This is a genomic window from Rhodococcus aetherivorans (assembly GCF_025722975.1).
Taxonomy (GTDB): domain Bacteria; phylum Actinomycetota; class Actinomycetes; order Mycobacteriales; family Mycobacteriaceae; genus Rhodococcus; species Rhodococcus aetherivorans.
On sequence record NZ_CP106982.1, the window covers coordinates 3,590,693 to 3,608,380 of the forward strand.

General features: G+C 70.3%; 14 protein-coding genes. 6 read left to right on the forward strand and 8 right to left on the reverse strand.

Translation table 11 applies throughout. The features are described from left to right. Nucleotides 1-18: 18 nt before the first annotated feature. Nucleotides 19-1,797, reverse strand: coding sequence for an aspartate--tRNA ligase (gene aspS, locus OCS65_RS16135; RefSeq protein ID WP_006930709.1), 1,779 nt, complete (start codon nucleotides 1,795-1,797; stop codon nucleotides 19-21). A gap of 144 nt (nucleotides 1,798-1,941) precedes the next feature. Here aspS and ypfJ point away from each other — a divergent pair, with 144 nt between their 5' ends. Further along, complete coding sequence (ypfJ, locus tag OCS65_RS16140) at nucleotides 1,942-2,856, forward strand: KPN_02809 family neutral zinc metallopeptidase (RefSeq protein WP_006930708.1); 915 nt, start codon at nucleotides 1,942-1,944, stop codon at nucleotides 2,854-2,856. Nucleotides 2,857-2,944: 88 nt separating this feature from the next. Further along, nucleotides 2,945-4,384, forward strand: coding sequence for a lipase maturation factor family protein (locus OCS65_RS16145; RefSeq protein WP_065922588.1), 1,440 nt, complete (start codon nucleotides 2,945-2,947; stop codon nucleotides 4,382-4,384). A gap of 480 nt (nucleotides 4,385-4,864) precedes the next feature. Here OCS65_RS16145 and OCS65_RS16150 read toward each other — a convergent pair whose 3' ends face one another. The 3 genes from OCS65_RS16150 to OCS65_RS16160 form a co-directional block, all read right to left on the reverse strand. After that, on the reverse strand, nucleotides 4,865-6,247 hold the full coding sequence (locus tag OCS65_RS16150) for a wax ester/triacylglycerol synthase family O-acyltransferase (protein ID WP_006930706.1): 1,383 nt from the start codon (nucleotides 6,245-6,247) through the stop codon (nucleotides 4,865-4,867). A 50-nt stretch (nucleotides 6,248-6,297) separates the two neighbouring features. Continuing rightward, nucleotides 6,298-6,948, reverse strand: coding sequence for a response regulator (locus OCS65_RS16155; protein WP_029543555.1), 651 nt, complete (start codon nucleotides 6,946-6,948; stop codon nucleotides 6,298-6,300). A gap of 75 nt (nucleotides 6,949-7,023) precedes the next feature. After that, nucleotides 7,024-7,446, reverse strand: a complete 423-nt coding sequence (locus tag OCS65_RS16160; protein ID WP_044475568.1) for a pyridoxamine 5'-phosphate oxidase family protein — start codon at nucleotides 7,444-7,446, stop codon at nucleotides 7,024-7,026. A gap of 211 nt (nucleotides 7,447-7,657) precedes the next feature. Between OCS65_RS16160 and OCS65_RS16165 the strand changes: the two genes are divergently transcribed. From OCS65_RS16165 to OCS65_RS16175, 3 genes are all read left to right on the forward strand, one after another. Then, the gene (locus OCS65_RS16165) at nucleotides 7,658-9,364 is read left to right on the forward strand and encodes a sensor histidine kinase (protein WP_006930700.1); all 1,707 of its coding nucleotides are present in this window, start codon (nucleotides 7,658-7,660) and stop codon (nucleotides 9,362-9,364) included. 107 nt (nucleotides 9,365-9,471) lie between these two features. Further along, a complete protein-coding gene (locus OCS65_RS16170; protein WP_235431208.1) occupies nucleotides 9,472-10,038 on the forward strand; it encodes a hypothetical protein in 567 nt (188 codons plus the stop codon). 96 nt (nucleotides 10,039-10,134) lie between these two features. Beyond that, on the forward strand, nucleotides 10,135-11,310 hold the full coding sequence (locus OCS65_RS16175; protein ID WP_072635204.1) for a carboxylate-amine ligase: 1,176 nt from the start codon (nucleotides 10,135-10,137) through the stop codon (nucleotides 11,308-11,310). A gap of 23 nt (nucleotides 11,311-11,333) precedes the next feature. On the opposite strand, the gene OCS65_RS16180 is transcribed toward OCS65_RS16175, so the two are convergent. From OCS65_RS16180 to OCS65_RS16195, 4 genes are all read right to left on the reverse strand, one after another. Beyond that, nucleotides 11,334-11,771, reverse strand: a complete 438-nt coding sequence (locus OCS65_RS16180) for a nucleoside deaminase (protein ID WP_029543547.1) — start codon at nucleotides 11,769-11,771, stop codon at nucleotides 11,334-11,336. Between the two features lie 65 nt (nucleotides 11,772-11,836). After that, nucleotides 11,837-13,738, reverse strand: a complete 1,902-nt coding sequence (locus tag OCS65_RS16185) for an ATP-binding protein (RefSeq protein ID WP_263507287.1) — start codon at nucleotides 13,736-13,738, stop codon at nucleotides 11,837-11,839. A gap of 111 nt (nucleotides 13,739-13,849) precedes the next feature. Then, complete coding sequence (locus tag OCS65_RS16190) at nucleotides 13,850-14,452, reverse strand: LppP/LprE family lipoprotein (RefSeq protein ID WP_263507289.1); 603 nt, start codon at nucleotides 14,450-14,452, stop codon at nucleotides 13,850-13,852. Nucleotides 14,453-14,646: 194 nt separating this feature from the next. Further along, entirely contained in the window at nucleotides 14,647-15,975 is a 1,329-nt protein-coding gene (locus OCS65_RS16195; protein ID WP_263507291.1) for an SAM-dependent methyltransferase, read from the reverse strand. A 465-nt stretch (nucleotides 15,976-16,440) separates the two neighbouring features. On the opposite strand from OCS65_RS16195, the gene OCS65_RS16200 reads away from it, so the two are divergent. Next, nucleotides 16,441-17,688, forward strand: a complete 1,248-nt coding sequence (locus tag OCS65_RS16200; protein WP_029543538.1) for an amidohydrolase — start codon at nucleotides 16,441-16,443, stop codon at nucleotides 17,686-17,688.

The window sequence follows — 17,688 nt, forward strand, 5'->3', positions numbered from 1 at the left end:
CGAGGTCCTGTCGGTGCTCTACTTCTCGGCCTTCTTCGGCTCCGGCTTGAAGTCGATCCCGGACTCCTTGCGCTGCTCGGGGGTGATCGGCGCCGGAGCGTCGGTCAGCGGGTCGACACCGCCGCCGGACTTCGGGAACGCGATGACCTCGCGGATCGAGTCCGCGCCGGCGAGCAGGGCGGTGATGCGGTCCCACCCGAAGGCGATGCCGCCGTGCGGCGGAGCGCCGTACTTGAATGCCTCGAGCAGGAAGCCGAACTTCTCGTTCGCCTCCTCCTCGGAGATGCCCATCACCTTGAACACGCGCTGCTGGATGTCGGTGCGGTGGATTCGGATCGAGCCGCCGCCGATCTCGTGACCGTTGCACACGATGTCGTAGGCGTAGGCGAGGGCCGAGCCGGGATCGGTGTCGAACGTGTCGAGGTGCTCGGGCATCGGCGAGGTGAAGGCGTGGTGCACCGCCGTCCATGCGGAGCTGCCGAGCGCGACGTCGCCGGAGGCGGTGGCGTCGGCGGCCGGCTCGAACAGCGGGGCGTCGACGACCCACACGAACTTCCAGTCGTCGGGATCGATGAGATCGAGCTTGCGGGCGATCTCGCCGCGAGCGGCACCGAGCAGCGCGCGCATGGGCTTGGTGGCGCCGGCGGCGAAGAAGATGCAGTCCCCGGGCTGGGCGCCGACGTGCTTGGCCAGGCCCTCGCGCTCGGCGTCGGTGAGGTTCTTCGCGACCGGTCCGGACAGCTCCCCGTCCTCGCCGACCAGCACGTACGCCAAGCCCTTCGCGCCGCGCTGCTTGGCCCACTCCTGCCAGGCGTCGAGCTGGCGCCGCGGCTGGCTCGCGCCGCCGGGCATGACGACCGCGCCGACGTACTCGGCCTGGAACACCCGGAAGGTGGTGTCCTTGAAGAACTCCCGGCACTCGACGAGCTCGAGGCCGAAACGCAGGTCGGGCTTGTCGGAGCCGTAGCGGCGCATCGCGTCGGCGTAGGTCATGCGCGGGATCGGGGTGGTCAGCTCGTGCCCGACCAGGCGCCACAGCGCGTGCAGGATCTCCTCGGCGAGCAGGATCACGTCGTCCTGGCTCACGAACGCCATCTCGATGTCGAGCTGGGTGAACTCCGGCTGCCGGTCGGCGCGGAAGTCCTCGTCGCGGTAGCAGCGGGCGATCTGGTAGTACCGCTCGATGCCGCCGGCCATCAGCAACTGCTTGAACAGCTGCGGCGACTGCGGCAGTGCGTAGAAGCTGCCGGGCTGCAGCCGCGCCGGCACCACGAAGTCGCGGGCGCCCTCCGGGGTGGAGCGGGTCAGCGTCGGGGTCTCGACCTCCACGAAGCTGTGGTGGGCGAGCACGCCGCGGGCGGCGGCGTTGACCTTGCTGCGCAGCCGGATCGCCTTGCCCGGGCCCTCGCGGCGCAGGTCCAGGTAGCGGTACTTCAGGCGGGCTTCCTCGCCGACCTGGTCGTCGAGCTGGAACGGCAGCGGCGCGGCCTCGTTGAGAACCTCGAGCGTCGAGGCGTTGACCTCGACGGCGCCGGTGGGGATGTCGAAGTTCTGGTTGCCCTCCGGCCGGACCTCGACCACTCCGACGACCTTGATGCAGTACTCGGCGCGCAGACGGTGTGCCTGCTCGAGGACGGCGCCCTCACGGAAGACGACCTGCGACACACCCGACGCGTCGCGCAGGTCGATGAAGATCACCCCGCCGTGGTCGCGGCGCCGGGCCACCCAGCCGGTGAGGGTGACGGTCTGCTCGGCGTGCTCGGCTCGCAACGAGCCGGCGAGATGGGTGCGCAGCACGGAATTCCTTTCGAAACAACCTAACGAGGGACGTCGTCGTTGCAATCCTACGAAAGACACACATCCGCCGAGGACACCCGTACCCGATCGGCCGTGCCAAGCTGAACCGATCGGTCCCCCTGCGACGAGGAAGTGAAGGCGGCGATGACGTTCAACGAGGGCGCTCGGATGGAGGGCGGCCGCATCCAGGTCGGCGGCGGAGGCGGACCGGGCGGGAAGATCGCGATCGGCGGTGGCGCCGGCGGCCTGCTGGTGCTGATCCTGGCACTGCTGCTCGGAGGTGATCCCGGCTCGCTCCTCGGCAGCGGCGCCCCGGAGCAGTCCGGGCAGTACGGCTCGGGCACCCTGGAGGGCTGTGAGACCGGGGCGGACGCCAACGCGAGCGTCGACTGCCGCGTCCAGTTCACCGTCGGCAGCCTCGACGCGGTGTGGGAACAGCAGCTCGGGCCGCAGACCGGCGTCGAGTACGTCCGGCCCGCGGTCGTGCTGTTCTCCGGTGCGGTCGCGACGGGCTGCGGCAACGCCACGAGCGACGTCGGACCGTTCTACTGCCCGGCCGACCGGACCGCGTACTTCGACACCAGCTTCTTCCAGGACCTGGTCACCCGGTTCGGCGCCAACGCCGGCCCGCTCGCGCAGGAGTACGTCGTCGCGCACGAGGTGGGTCACCACCTGCAGAACCAGCTCGGGGACCTCGGCCGCGCGCAGGCCGATCCGCGCGGTGCCGACTCCGGGGCCGTCCGCACCGAGCTGCAGGCCGACTGCTATGCCGGGGCGTGGGCGTACCACGCCGACAAGCAGCCGGATCCGAACACCGGGGAGCCGTTCCTGCAGCCCCTCACCCAGCAGGACATCCGCGACGCGCTGTCGGCGGCGTCCGCCGTCGGCGACGACCGGATCCAGGCTTCCGCCGGCGGGCGGGTGAACCCCGAGGGCTGGACGCACGGGTCGTCCGACCAGCGGCAGAAGTGGTTCCTCGCCGGGTACACCACCGGGCAGATCGCGGCGTGCGACACGTACACGGCGCGAGATCTGGACAACCCGCCGGCGCTGCGCTGACCCCGCCGCCCACCACGGGGAATCCACTCCCGAAACGCGGTGCGCGTGCCATGCTCGAGGGGTCCGCACCGGTACGAGGTGACCTGCCGTGGAATGGTACGACGCCGACGGGTATTCGCTGGGACGGCTGCTGTGCACGCGCGCGCTGGCCCTGGTGTACCTCGTCGCGTTCCTGGTGGCGCTCAACCAGTTCCGGGCGCTGCTCGGGAGCACCGGCCTGACGCCGATCCCCCGCTTCCTGAAGGCGACGTCGTTCGGCCGGGCCCCGAGCGTGTTCCACCTGCGCTACTCGGACCGTCTCTTCGCGGCGGTCGCCGGTCTCGGCGCGGTCCTGGCCGCCGCCACCGCGCTCGGGGTGACGGACCGGCTGCCGCTGATCGCGTCGATGCTCGTCTGGTTCCTGCTGTGGCTGCTGTACTTGTCGATCGTCAACGTCGGACAGGTCTGGTACTCGTTCGGCTGGGAATCGTTGCTGCTCGAAACCGGCTTCCTGGCGATCTTCCTCGGCAACGCGGACACCGCCCCGCCACTGCTCGTCCTGATCCTGCTGCGCTGGCTGCTGTTCCGGCTCGAGTTCGGGGCGGGCCTGATCAAGATGCGCGGCGACCGGTGCTGGCGGGATCTGACGTGCCTGTACTACCACCACGAGACCCAGCCGATGCCGGGCCCGCTGAGCTGGTACTTCCACCACCTGCCCAGGCCCCTGCACCGGGTCGAGGTGGCCGGGAACCACGTCACCCAGCTCGTGGTGCCCTTCTTCCTGTTCGCGCCGCAGCCGATCGCGGGGATCGCGGCGTCGATCATGATCGTCACCCAGTTGTGGCTGGTGGTCAGCGGCAACTTCTCCTGGCTGAACTGGCTGGCGATCGTGCTGGGCCTGTCGGTGATCCCGGACAGCTGGTGGGAGCGTCTGCTGCCGCTCGAACCCGGTCCGGGGTACGGGACGACGCCGACGGTGTTCGTGGCGGTGGTCGTGGCGCTGACCGGGACGGTCGCGGTGCTCAGCTACCTGCCGGTGCGGAACATGCTCTCCCACCGGCAGGCGATGAACGCCTCGTTCAACCGGTGGCACTTCGTCAACACCTACGGCGCGTTCGGCAGCATCACCCGGCACCGGCACGAGGTGATCGTCGAGGGCACCTCCGATCGGGAGGTGGGCCCCGGCACCGTGTGGCGCGAGTACGAGTTCAAGGGCAAGCCCGGCGACGTGCGCCGCCGGCCCCGCCAGTACGCGCCGTATCACCTGCGGCTGGACTGGCTGATGTGGTTCGCCGCGCTGTCCCCCGACTACGCGCGCTCCTGGTTCGGGCGACTGCTCGAAAAGCTGCTGACCAACGACGAGCACGTGACGGCACTGCTGCGGCGTAACCCGTTCCCCGACGCGCCGCCCCGCTGGGTGCGGGCGCGGTACTTCAGCTACCGGTACACCACGTGGCGCGAGCGCCGCGAGACCGGCGCGTGGTGGGTGCGCGAGTACATCACCGACTACATGCGGCCGGTGGCCCTGGCCGAACGCGACGCCGAATGAGGTCCCCGGAGCGGGCGGCGCTTTCGAAAATTCAATCTCGCGTTATCTCACCTTTATCGAACATCAACGTCGGGTAAAGAATGAGATCGACCGGGCGACCGGTATCCGGGACCCGGACAGGAAAAGGGGGCCTGCGTCCTCAACCCGCAGGCCCCCTCTATTTCCCCCGGATCAGCTGAGGTTCATGTCCTCGGCGGAACCGGAGAAGAAGTCGAACGCGCCGAAGAGGTCGGCGATTGCTCCGAAGAAGTCGGCCAACGTTCCAAAGTCCATGCTGGAGCTCCATTTCTGATCTTGTACATACCGTACCGGTGCCGTGCACCGAACCCAATTGTTACCAAACGCGCCGGGTCCCGCAATTCGAGCGCGGACCCGGCTGCCGCACGCGGTAGGGGAAATCGGGTTCGCGAAATTCTCAGCACTCCGCGCATGCAATTCGCTGGCGCGCACGGTCGGCGCGATCGCGCCTGAAGGGCCGGGTCAGCGACGCGGCGGGCCGCCGACCGCCGCGACGCCCAGCTCCGCGAGGCCGTCGACGATCCCCCCGGCGAACTCGTCGACGTCCGGGACGAGATCGGCATCGGCGACGACGTCGACGTTCAGCCGGCCCGCGTAGGACAGCACGCCGACGGCGACACCGACGTTGCCCTGCACCACGCCGACCTGGAACAGCTCGCGCACGCGGGCACCCGCGAAGTACAGCGGCACGGGCGGGCCGACCAGATTGCTGACGAACAGATTGACCAGCCGTTGGCGCCGCATCACCTGCACCGTCCACCGCTGGAGCAGCCGTCCCCCGGGCTGCAGCGGCGGCTCCCGCTTGAGCCGCGCGGTCTCGCGGGCGACGGCCGCGACCCGGGCGGCCACCGACCCGGGCCCCACCGGCAGGGGCACGAGCAGGATCCCGACCCGGTTCCCCGGGCTCCGGTCGTCGGCGGTGCGCAGCGACGCCGCCACCGACGCCTTCAGGATCAGGTCCGGGTCGAGTTCGCCGCGCGCCGCGAGGAGCCGCCGCGCGCCGGCGGCCACGGCGGCGAGCACGACGTCGTTGACCGTCGCACCGTGCGCGTGTGCGACGCGCCTGACCTCGGCGAGGTCGCAGCGCACCAGGCTCAGCCGGCGGTGCGGCCCGACGGGACCGTCGAACGACACCCGCGGGGCCCGGCCCTGCCGGGCGAGCGAGCGCAGCTGCCGCACCCGCAGGGCGGCACGTCGCGCCGCCACCGTCGGCCGCACTGCCCGGAGCCACCGCCACGCAGCCCCGGGCCGGCGGTGCAGGTTGTCGCGGACGAGCGCACGCACGGAGGGTGGCGGAACCGGGGTGGGCACGGGACGGGGGTCCTCGTCGGGCGTGGTCGCGGCAGTGTCGAGCAGGGCGCCGAACAGTTCGAGGGCGGCGATGCCGTCGGCGACCACGTGGTGGAGCCGCAGCAGCAGCGCGATCGTCCCGTCGTCCCGGTGCGTGAGCAGCCACATCTCCCACAGCGGCCGGGACCGGTCGAGGCGTGGTTCGTCGAGTTCCGCGCAGGTGCGCAACAGGGTGGCCTCGTCGCCGGGAGCGGGCAGGGCGCGGGTCCGCACGTGGCACGAGATGTCGAAGTGCGGGTCGTCGACCCACACGGGCGGTCCGGCACCCGGCGGCGGGCGGTGCAGCCGCTGGCGCAGTCGGGGCGCGCGGCGGGTGCGCCGCGCGACGTGCTCGCGGATCGCCGCCAGCCGGAGGCGTCCGGCCGCATCGCGCAGCGGCGCTCCGTCCAGGACGGCGAGCGCGGCCACGTGCATGGGCACCCCGCGGTCCTCGACGCGCAGGTTCCCTACGTCGAGCGGGCTCAGCCGCTCGAATCGGGGCCGGTCGTCCGTCATGGTGCCCGTCCTGCCGTCGGCAACGCCCGGGCGGCGCGGCGACGGAACGTTCAGCGCCCGCCGGGGCGTCTCGGCGGCACCTTCGTCGCCAGTACCGCGGCCTGGGTGCGGCGTTCGACCCCGAGCTTGGCCAGGAGCCGCGACACGTAATTCTTCACCGTTTTCTCGGCCAGGAACATCCGTTCGGCGATCTGACGGTTGGTCAGCCCCTCCCCGAGCAGCGCGAGCAGGGTCCGTTCCTGATCGGTCAGGTTCGCATACGGTCCGCCGTCGTTACTGGTGTCGGCGCGCAGCTTCGCCATCAGCGTGGTCGCGGCGCGGCTGTCGAGCAGGGACTTGCCTGCCCCGACGTCCCGCACGGCCTGGATCAGCTCGGTGCCGCGGATGTCCTTGAGCGCGTAGCCGCTCGCGCCGGCGAGTATCGCGTCGAGCATCGCCTGCTCGTCGGTGAACGAGGTCAGCATCAGGCAGCGCAGTCGCGGCATCTGCGAGAGCAGTTCCCGGCACAGCTCGATGCCGTTGCCGTCGGGGAGCCGGACGTCGAGCACGGCGACGTCGGGTTCTACGGCAGGTACCCGCACGAGAGCCTCGCCGTACGACGACGCCTCCCCCGCGATCGTCAGTTCGGGATCCGTGGTGAGCAGGTCCGCGATGCCACGGCGGACGACCTCGTGGTCGTCGACGAGAAAGACCTTGACCATGCGCCAGCCTCCAATCCCCGGTCAGCACGGTACCGCACGGTGTGCCGGCTCACGGTCGGCTCGGGGACTGGATTGTCAACCGCGCTCGCCGGGCCACCACGGCAGCGTGGCACGACGCCCGCTGATGTGCTCGACGTCGATGACGAGGAGGGGATCCTCCGTGCCGATGCCCCACGGCAGGCCGCCGGCGCCGTCGAATCCGCGGAGACCGTCCGTCCCGCGCGCGAGCCGGGCGCGGCCGATCGCGACCACGCTCCACCCCGACCGGGTCGGCGCCTCGAGTTGTTCGGCATGGAAGGCGAGCAGACTGCCGTCGAAACGCTCGAACCACCCGTCGTCGCCGGTGGGAACGACGATCTCGCCGTTCGGCGCCGCGAAGGCCACCGGGTGCACCGCGGGCAACGCCCCGTCGGTGTAGACCAGACGGCCGGTCGGCACCGACCGCAGCAACGCCATGCACCGACCCGGCGCGAGCGGAGCTTCCGGACCCGTCGTCATCCTGGGCTTTCCCTCCTGCAAAGACATCTCCGCACTCCACCCTCGCCCGTCGAGGCGGCCCGCGGCAGGGTCCAAAGTCGTCACCACCGGGGCGCAAGTCACCGCGCCGGGGGTGACCCACGGATTACCCTCGGCACAATGGGAAAAACCGGGCCTTTCGAAGCGGCCCGGCACGCGGCGTACGGGACGTAATCCACCGAAGGGGTGAGCGATGGCCGCCGACGAGGAAACGTTGCTCGCGGGGACGCTCTCGCAGCTGCGACTGAGGGAACTGCTCGCGGAGGTCCAGGACCGCATCGACCAGGTGATCGTCGCGCGCGATCAGATCGACGGTCTGCTCGAGGCCGTGCTCACGGTCGCGTCCGGGCTCGAGCTCGAGGCGACGCTCGAGCGCATCGTGCACGCCGCGATCGAGCTCGTGGACTGCCGCTACGGCGCCCTGGGCGTCCTCAACCGCCGCGGGGACGGATTGCAGAACTTCGTGTACGAGGGCATAGACGCAGACACCCGCGCGCTGATCGGCGACCTCCCCACCGGCCACGGACTGCTCGGACTGCTGATCGAACAGCCGAAACCGATCCGCCTCGACAATCTGGCCCAGCACGTGGCCTCGTCCGGCTTCCCGGCCCACCACCCGCCCATGCGGACCTTCCTGGGTGTCCCGGTCCGGGTGCACGGTGAGGCGTTCGGCAACCTCTACCTCACCGAGAAGGCCAATGGTCAGTCGTTCACCGAGGACGACGAGGTGATCGTGCAGGCCCTCGCGGCCGCGGCGGGCATCGCGGTGGACAATGCGCGCCTGTTCGAGGAGGCCCGGCTGCGGCAGCGCTGGCAGGAGGCCACGAGCGAGATCCGCGCCGAGCTGCTCGCCGACACCGACCCGGAGGAGGTGCTCGGCCTGATCGCCCGACGCGCGCTGGCCCTGTCGGAGGCGGACCACGTGCAGATCGCCCAACCCGAGGATCCCGACGTGCCGCCGGAGGAGGTCGCGGCCCTGATCGTCACCGCATACGCCGGTTCGGACCCGTCCGGGTTCGGGGGCAAGCGGATCCGGGTCGAAGGGACCGCGACCGGAACCGTGTACCGGTGCGGTGAGCCTCTGCAGGTCACGGAGTTCGACGGTGACGGCGACCGGCACGGGCCGGCGCTGCTGCTGCCGCTGCGCGCGTCGACCGACACCATTTCGGGGGTGCTGTCGGTCATTCGCGATCCGGGGCGGGAGCCGTTCGACGACCGTCAGCTCTTCCTCGCCACCTCCTTCACCGATCAGGCGGCGCTCGCGCTGAAGCTGGCCGACGACCAGCGACGGCTCAACTCTCTGACCGTGCTCGCCGACCGGGACCGCATCGCGCGGGACCTGCACGATCACGTCATTCAGCGGCTGTTCGCCCACGGCCTGAACCTGCAGAGCACCCACGCCCGCACCCGGGCGCCGGAGATCCGCGGGCGCCTGGCGGACATGATCGACGACGTGCAGAGCATCATCACCGACGTGCGCACCGCGATCTTCGACCTGCACGGCGGGATGGAGGGCACCCGGCAACTGCGGCAGGCCCTGCACGACATCGTCGCCGAACACACCGCCGACGTCGGCTTGCGCACCGTCGTGCGCATGTCCGGGCCGCTCAACGTGGTCACCGGGCCCCTCGCCGATCACGCCGAGGCGGTGCTGCGGGAGGCGATGAGCAATGTGGTGCACCACTCCGGCGCGAACAACGTCACTGTCACCGTGTCGGTCGACGACTACCTCACCATCGACGTCACCGACAACGGCGTCGGCATTCCCGCCACCGTCGCGCGCAGCGGACTGCACAACCTCGCCTCCCGCGCCGAGGAGGTCGCGGGCACCTTCACCGCTACCGCGGTCGACACCGGCGGCACCCGCCTGCTCTGGTCGGCGCCGCTGCCCGAGGACTGAGCTCGCACCGCCCGCGGCGGACGGCTCCCGGCCCGGGCATCTCGCCGCGGGCGCGGCAGCGGGTCGCACCGACGCGGTGACCGGCCCGGTGTGGGAGGCGGCAACAATTGCTGCGGCGCTCCTCGTCGCCGTTTCCCTTCGCGGCCGTGCCGATCCGAATTCCGAAACGTCGTTTCTGTCCTTTCTCGGCCGGAAGTCGAGATTCTCCGGTATGCGCCGGATCGCCCGGCGCGGGGGCTATCATCGAATTCGGCAGAGGGAACCCGATGAACACGAACACGAGCGCACTGAGCGACCAGATTCGGGCCGTACACCAATTGGTGCGGACGCAACTGCAGATACTCGAAATTCGCCACGAGCGCAGCTCGCATCCGATGGCGAAGCAGCAAATTGCGGCGGACATTCGCTATTTGTCGGAACGATGCGACACCCTCGAACGAATTCTGCATTCGCACACGACATCCGCGAAGTCGTCGTCTCGGGCGGCGCGGCTGAGCGACTGCATCGCCACCATCGCCGGCTCGGCGGACAGGCGCAGCGTCGCCGCCCTCGAACACGTCCTCGCGGACCAGCTGGCCGACCGCGTCCGCACCCTCGAGTCCCTCGCGATCGCGCTCGGAGACCGGCCGCTGCAGCAGTGGGCACGCGGTATCCACGCCGTCGGCGCCGCCTGATTTCCCTCCCGTTCTCTTCCCACCTGCCCGGGACGCGTGCCAGGCTGGAGCCACGGTCCTGCCGAGCTGTTTCGGCCGTTCCGGTTGGAGGAGACGATGACGTCCACGCTGCCGCGCCGTGCCGGATCCGACCGTGGCGATGTCCCGGGCCGGCTGCTGACCATGGGCGTCGAGGAGGAGTTGCTGCTCGTCGACGCCGACTCCGGCCGGCCCCGGCTGAGCAACGCCGCCGTCGTGGCCGATGCCCGCGAGGCCGGGCTCGACCTCCAGCTCGAGCTGTCGCGCTGCCAGGTCGAGACCGCCACACCGGTCTGCACCCGGATCGACGACCTGCGGCAGGAACTGCGCGTCTCGCGCACGGTGGCGGCGGCGGCCGCCGCACGCGCCGGGGCCCGCCTGCTCGCGGCGGCAGTGCCCCCGTTCGACACCACCCCGCCCGGGGCGCTCACGGACGCCGCCCGGTACCGGCGGATGGCCGAGCACTTCGGGGTGGTGACCGATCAGGTGATCTGCGGCTGTCACGTCCACGTCGGGGTGCCCGATCGCGACGTCGCGGTGCAGGTCTGCAATCACCTGCGGCCCTGGCTGCCCGCCCTGCTCGCGCTCACGGCGAACTCGTCCGTCACCGCCGGCGCCGACACCGGTTACGCCAGCTGGCGTCACATCCAGTGGGGGCGCTGGGGCAGCGGGGGGCCGCCGCCCTTCTTCCGGTCCGCCCGGCACTACGACGACGTCGTCGCCATGATGCTCGACGCCGGCACCGTCCTCGACCCCGCGATGGTCTACTGGGACATCCGGCTCTCGCCGCACCTGCCCACCCTCGAGATCCGGGTCTGCGACGTGCCCGCCACGATCGAGGAGACCGTCACCGCCGCCACCCTCGTCCGCGGACTCGTGTCCACCGCGCTCACCGCCGTCCACCGCGGTGACCCGGCGCCCCGGCTCGAGGCCGACCGGCTGAAGGCCGCGTGCTGGCGCGCCGCGCGGGAGGGCATCGACGGCTACGGGATGGACCCGCTGACGCAACGGCCCGTCCCCGCCGCCCGGCTGCTGGGCTCGCTGCTCGAGCACGTGCGGCCCGGCCTCGAGGAGGCCGGCGACTTCCCGTCCGCGCGCGCGTCGGTGCGGCGGATCCTGCGCCGGGGCAACGGCGCGCGCCGTCAGCGGCGAGCGCTCGCGGCATCCCGGAGCACGGCGGACTTCGTCGCGGAACTGGCCCGCATCACCGTCGAGGGATGCGAGCCGGCCGCTCCCCCACCGACGGCCCGGTGATCACTCCTACTCGGTGATCGCCCCTACTCGGGGGGTGTGACGCCGATGTCCTCGTGCCACAGGTCCGGGTGCTCGGCGACGAACGTCGCCATCATGTCGATGCAGCGTCGATCGTTCAGCACCGTCACCTCGACCCCGTGCTCGGCGAGCCAGTCGTGGCCGCCGGTGAACGTGACGCTCTCCCCGATCACCACCGCGCCGATGCCGAACTGCCGGATCAGGCCGCTGCAGTACCAGCACGGCGACAACGTCGTCACCATGATCGTCGAGCGGTAGTCGCGCCGGCGGCCCGCGGCCCGGAAGGCGGCGGTCTCGGCGTGCAGCGACGGGTCCCCCTCCTGCACCCGCCGGTTGTGGCCGCGGCCGAGCAGCGTCCCGTCGGCGGCGAACAGGGCCGCGCCGATCGGGATGCCGCCCTCGGCGAGGCCGAGACGGGCCTCCGCGAGCGCGACCTCGAGCATGGCAGCGGTGGTGGGGATGTCGAGCGGCCTGCGCGGCTCCGTCATGACGCCACCTCGAATCCCGTTCAGGCGAACGACTTGTGGATCTGCGCGCCGTAGCGGCGGATGATCTTCTGCTTGGCGGCGGTGTAGGCGTGGACGTCGTCCTGCAAGCCCTTGTTCTCGAGCGATCGGCGCGCCAACTCGCCGGCGATCACGTCGAGGAACAACTCGGCCAGCAGCAGTCGTGCCGCATCGCGGAACCGGCCCCGGCCGTCCAGATACAGCTGCACGGTGGGGTCGCCGGTGTTGATGAGGATCGTTCGCTGCTCGGGGTCGTACACGGCACGTCCACCGTCGTCCCCGAGATAGCGCAGGTCGTAGCCGACGAACATGTCCTCGCCGTGGTCGCGTGGCGGCCGTCGGTGTTCCTCCGGATGGGGCGGGGTGTGCGGGCGCGGCACATGGTGCGGCGACGGCGCGTTCTCGGCGATGACGATCTCGCACCACGCCCAGAACGCCCCGGACCGCACCATGATCTCGCCGCGCTCCCCGGCCGCCTCGCCGACGACCGTCCATTCCAGCCGCTGCACACCGGCCTTCTGCTCCACGGCAATCTCGGCGGGCCAGGGGTCGATCCGCATCGAGTCGGGCAGCGTGTACGTGATCGTCAGCCTGTCGTCGCCGGGCAGGCGCTCGGTGTCGACTTCCAGAGTGACGTGGAACCGATGGCCGGGCCTGCGGTAGTAGAAGGGCGTCGTGAATTCAAGGACGACCGACTTCCCCGTGCCGGTCGCGGTCGTCAGCGGTGCCGATGCCGGCGCCGGCCCGATCCCGAGATCCCGGATCGCCGACTCGCTCATCCGGTGCAGCAGCCGGTCGATCATGTGCGCGGTGTGCTCGGAGGTTATCGCGTGCTCGAGGTGTCTGAGCTGATCGCGTTCGGCCAGCACATATTCGGCGAGCCGAACGCTGACCGCATGCGAGAATGCGGCGACGAACCGGTCCTTGTGGTTCAGACCCTCACGCTCGTCGCTGATGATCGGCTCACCCTGCCCGAGCCGCTCGATCAGGGCTGCGCAGTGCACGGTGCCGAACAGGTACTCGGCGCCCACCTGGTTCTCGTACTCGAACATCTGACAGTCGAGCACGGCGAGGCCCGAGACGACGACGAGACCGTTCGTGCGCTCGTCCCCCGACATGGCCAGCTCGGCACCTTCGGCCCGCTTCAGGGTGAGGGTGAAGGTGTACTCGTCGCCGTCGAAGTCGAAGCTGCCGGGCGCGTCCGGACCGATCAGCACGAGCGCCGGGGGTTCGTCGAAGAGCACCCGGCCGCTGCGCTGGATCTCGTGCCGACCGGCGACGTGCACCACCTCCACGCTCCGCCGCGACAGCACCTCACGCAGGTAGACGTTGTCGGACAGCGCCTGCACCACGGTCTGGTACCGGGAGATGACCACGTGCGGGTTCTCCACGACCAACGTCACCCGGGTACCGTTCCCGGGGATGCCGAGGCGTTCGCGGTCGTCGTCGGAGACCGGCCGGTCGCCGCCGTGGTCGTCGTAGAGGTAGCCGCCGTTCTCGCCGCGGAAGAGGTCGATGCGGGTGAGCCGGCCGTCCTTGACGGTCTCGACCGTTCCGGCGCCGACACCGAACACGGCCTGCTTGAGGCCGCGCCCGAAGTAGCCCCGCCCATGGCCCTCGCCCCGCGACAGCGGGCTGTGGGCTGCCCCGTACGCCAGGATGCGGGCGGCCTGATCGAACGGCATCCCTTCGGCATGGTCGGTGACCTGCAGGACCGCGCCCGACTGGTGGCGCTCGTAGGTGATGTCGATGCGGCCGTTCGCCTGTGCGCGGCCGTTGTCCAGCCGGGAGTAGCTGTCGTCACTGTTGGTGATCAGTTCGACGAGCGCCTTCTCGATCGAGGCGAAGCGCCGCGAATCGATCCCGATCACACGCTGGTCCACCGGAATGGGGGCGACTGCCATCGTTTCTGCCTTGTCTGTTCCGTCGGGCAGTCCTGAGGGTGGCTTCCCGACCTTGCCGCGATCGTACCGACGTTCGCGTCGATGCCGCGGCAATCGAAGTGCCCGGCGATGTCACCGCATTTCGTCGCATCCCGTCAACTCCAGGTACTCGTCCGGCAGTCGCCCGACGGTGACGACCCCGCCGTCGGACCACGTGAACGTCAGCTCCGCGAAACCGGTAGCGGCCGCGTTCGGCTCGCCCTCGCGCGGGTAGTTGTATTCGACGTCGATGGAGTCGAAGGCCGTTGCGACCACCGCCGGGTTCAGCGCGCACGGCGTAGCGGTGCCGACGTAGTCGCCGCGGTGGAACAACAGCAGGTGGGTCGGCGACGATCCCGTCGCCCCCACGATCCCGACCTGCGCGTAGCTCAGGTCGCTGCAGCGGTTGTAGTTGCCGTTGTACGCCTGCAGCCACGTGGCATCGGTGATCTGCTGCGGCGGGGGTAGCTGCTCGCCCACCGCGAAGACCTCAGGTGCGTCGAGGTCGACATCCGGGTCGCACGGCTGTTCGCCCACCGTCGTGGACACGGCGGCCCCGCCGGTGGGTGCCTGACGGGAGGACGTCGCGGTGGTCGGTTCGGCCACCGGCTGCCCGTCCTGCGGCTGCGCGCACCCGGCCAGGATCGCCATCGCAAGGGCCGACACAAGGGTGACACCGGCTGTGCGACTCGGCATGGGGCTCCTCGGACTCTCGGGTGCGACGGCGGTCGCCGCGACGGGTACGAATGGTGTCAGTTCGGATCATCCCAGTCGAGGCCCGTGGCAAGGTCGCGGAATGGTCAGCTCGGTCGAGCCGAGCAAACTCCGGCTACCTCGTCAGAAGCCGGTAGAACTCCGCATCGTGTCCGTGTGCCGGCAGAGGACCGACATCACTGCGTGTGACTGTGGCCCGGCGGAGAGGGGTCCGGTTCGGGTGGCCGCAGGAGTTCGGCGCGGGTGCCGGGCATGCCGCTGTGACCCCGTTCGGTGCATTTGACCGCCAGGACCTGATTGATCCCGAGCCGGTTCGCCGCAAATGCCAACGCCGAGCCGGCCATGTACAGCCGCCATACTCGTGCCCGCCCGGCGCTGCTGTGGGCCACCGCCTCGTCCCAGTTCGACTCCAGGTTCGCCACCCAGGCCCGCAGGGTCGTCGCGTAGTGCTCGCGCAGCGACTCGACGTCTCGCACCTCGAAACCGGCCCCTTCGAGCGCCTCGATCATCGTCGCGAGCGGCAAGATCTCGCCATCGGGGAACACATAGCGATCGATGAACGACGTTTTCGAGAACTCGGCGAGGGATTTGCCCGGTCGCCGCGAGATCGCGTGGTTGAGCAATCGCCCCTGCGGGCGTAGCAGCGCGAACAGGTCCGCGGCATAGGTCGCCAGCATCGCAGCGCCGACGTGCTCGGCCATGCCGATGCTCGAGATCGCGTCGTAGGGGCCGTCGGTGACGTCGCGGTAGTCCTGGACCCGGATCTGCACCAACTCGCCCACGCCCGCGTCGACCATCCGTTTGTCGGCGTAGTCCGCCTGTTCGTGGGACAGGGTGACACCGACGACGTGCGCGCCGTAGTGACGTGCCGCGTGCAGCGCGAAGGTCCCCCACCCGCAGCCGACGTCGAGTACCCGCATCCCCGCGGTCAGGCCGAGTTTGCGGGCCACCAGATCGCATTTGGCGTACTGGGCGGCGTCCAGATCCTCGCTCTGCGCCGCCCAGTACGCGCACGAGTAGGTCATCGACTCTCCGAGCACGAGTCGATAGAAGTCGTTGCCGACGTCGTAGTGGTGGCTGATCGCGGCGGCGTCACGCCCCTTGTCGTGCCGGCGCCCGCGCACCGGTTTCATCTCCTCCGCCGGCGGCCGCGGGGGCGGGCCGAGGATCCCCAGGCGCAGCGCCGCTTTCACCACCGCCGTCTTCGTGTGCCCGTCGATCCGGACACCCGGGCCGCGGCTCGGGTCCGACACCTGCTCCAACACGTCCAGACCGGCGAGCAGGTCCCCCTCGATGTCGATGTCGCCGGAGACGTAGGCCCGAGCGAAACCGAGGTCGTTGGGCGCCCACAGCAATCGCCGTAGACCACGCCTATTGACCAGGTGCACCCGCCAGGGCGCGTCCGCAGGCCCACTCCGGCTGCCGTCCCAACACCTGATCCCGACCGGAGCCTGCGCGCCCAGCACCGCACGAACCAGCGGCGCCACCGTGTCAGCGACCGTCATACGCACCTCCGTCACAGTTCGGGCCCGACCACCATCGCGACTGCGCGTTCCCGCTGCTCGCCGTGACGCTCAGGGCCTGTCAACCCGCACCCGCGTCCCGCAACGCCACCTCGTCGACGATATCGATGGAACCCCCCTCGCCGCACACCATTACACCAGTCTCCGTATCACCACACCGGCTTCGCCGAGCATGCACACCTCGTCGACCACCGGTCCAGCGCCCCAGGCTTCGCCAGGGCAGCCCTCGACCCGCGCCGGCTGTGGCCGATAGCGCTTCGGGCGAGACGGTGGCCGAACGTATTCGTGCGCAACCCGTTCGAGCCGGGTCGCATGAAGTCACCCCGCGCCGAGTAAGGGCGTGGAAGGATGGCCTGACGCACAACCGCGCTCCGTGTGCACAGCCAGCCCCATGGAACCCGAAGGTCGAGTCGTCTGCCCAGCAGAAGACGTAATCGAAGGAAAACCATGACCACACCCGGCGGTATCACGATCGATCCGGCACTCGTCGATCTGTACAAGGACCTGCACCGGCATCCCGAGCTCGGATTCCGAGAACACCGCACTGCCGCGATCGTGGCCGACCGGCTGAGGGCATCGGGATTCGAGGTCACCACCGGCGTAGGGAAGACCGGCGTAGTCGGCGTCCTGAAGAACGGGCCGGGGCCGACCGCGCTGCTGCGGGCGGACATGGACGCCCTTCCCGTCCGGGAGGACACCGGGCTCGACTACGCCAGCACCGCCACGGCCACCGACGAGCACGGCGGCACGGTGCCGGTCGCTCATGCGTGCGGCCACGACCTGCACACCACCTGTCTGCTGGGCGCGGCCCGAATTCTCGCTGCCGACCGGTCCGGCTGGACCGGCACCCTACTGCTGGTGTTCCAGCCCGCCGAGGAGCTGGGCGCGGGTGCGCAGGCCGTGGTGGACGACGGGCTGTTCGACAGATTCCCGAAGCCGGACGTCGTGCTCGGTCAGCACGTGGCGCCCCTGCCGGCCGGCAAGATCGCCGGACATCCCGGCCCGTCGTACGCGGGCTCGGATTCTCTGCGGGTGCGGCTCGTCGGAAGGGGCGCGCACGGATCGATGCCGGAGGCGTCGGTCGATCCCATCGTGTTGGCCGCCGCCACGGTGTTGCGTCTGCAGACCGTCGTTTCCCGGGAGATTCCGAGTACCGCGACCGCGGTGCTCACCGTCGGGTCGATCCATGCCGGTGACGCCGCGAACGTGATTCCCGGGCACGCCGAGATCCAGTTGAACATCCGCAGTTACGACACCGCCGTGCGCCGCCGCATCCTCGACAGTGTCGAACGCATCGTGCGCGGCGAAGCTGCCACGGCCGGCGCGCCGGAGGACCCGACCATCACCGAGATCGAGCGCTTTCCGGTCGTCACCAACGACGCGGACGCGTTGCGCACGAGCCTCGAGGCCTTCGCGACCTGGCTGGGGCAGGACAACATTCTCGACCCGGGAGCCGGCGCCGGAAGCGAGGACGTCGGCATTCTCGCGACCAGCGCCGGGGCGCCGCTGTCCTACTGGCTTCTCGGCGGCGCCGACCCGTCGCTCTTCACCACCGGTGACATGACCGATCCCGCGCTGCTCACCGTGCCGTCCAACCATTCACCCCACTACGCCCCTGTAATCGAACCAACGCTGCCGATCGGGGTCGCCGCGTTGGTGACCGCTGCCCGGACGTGGCTGCCGTCGACTCACTGA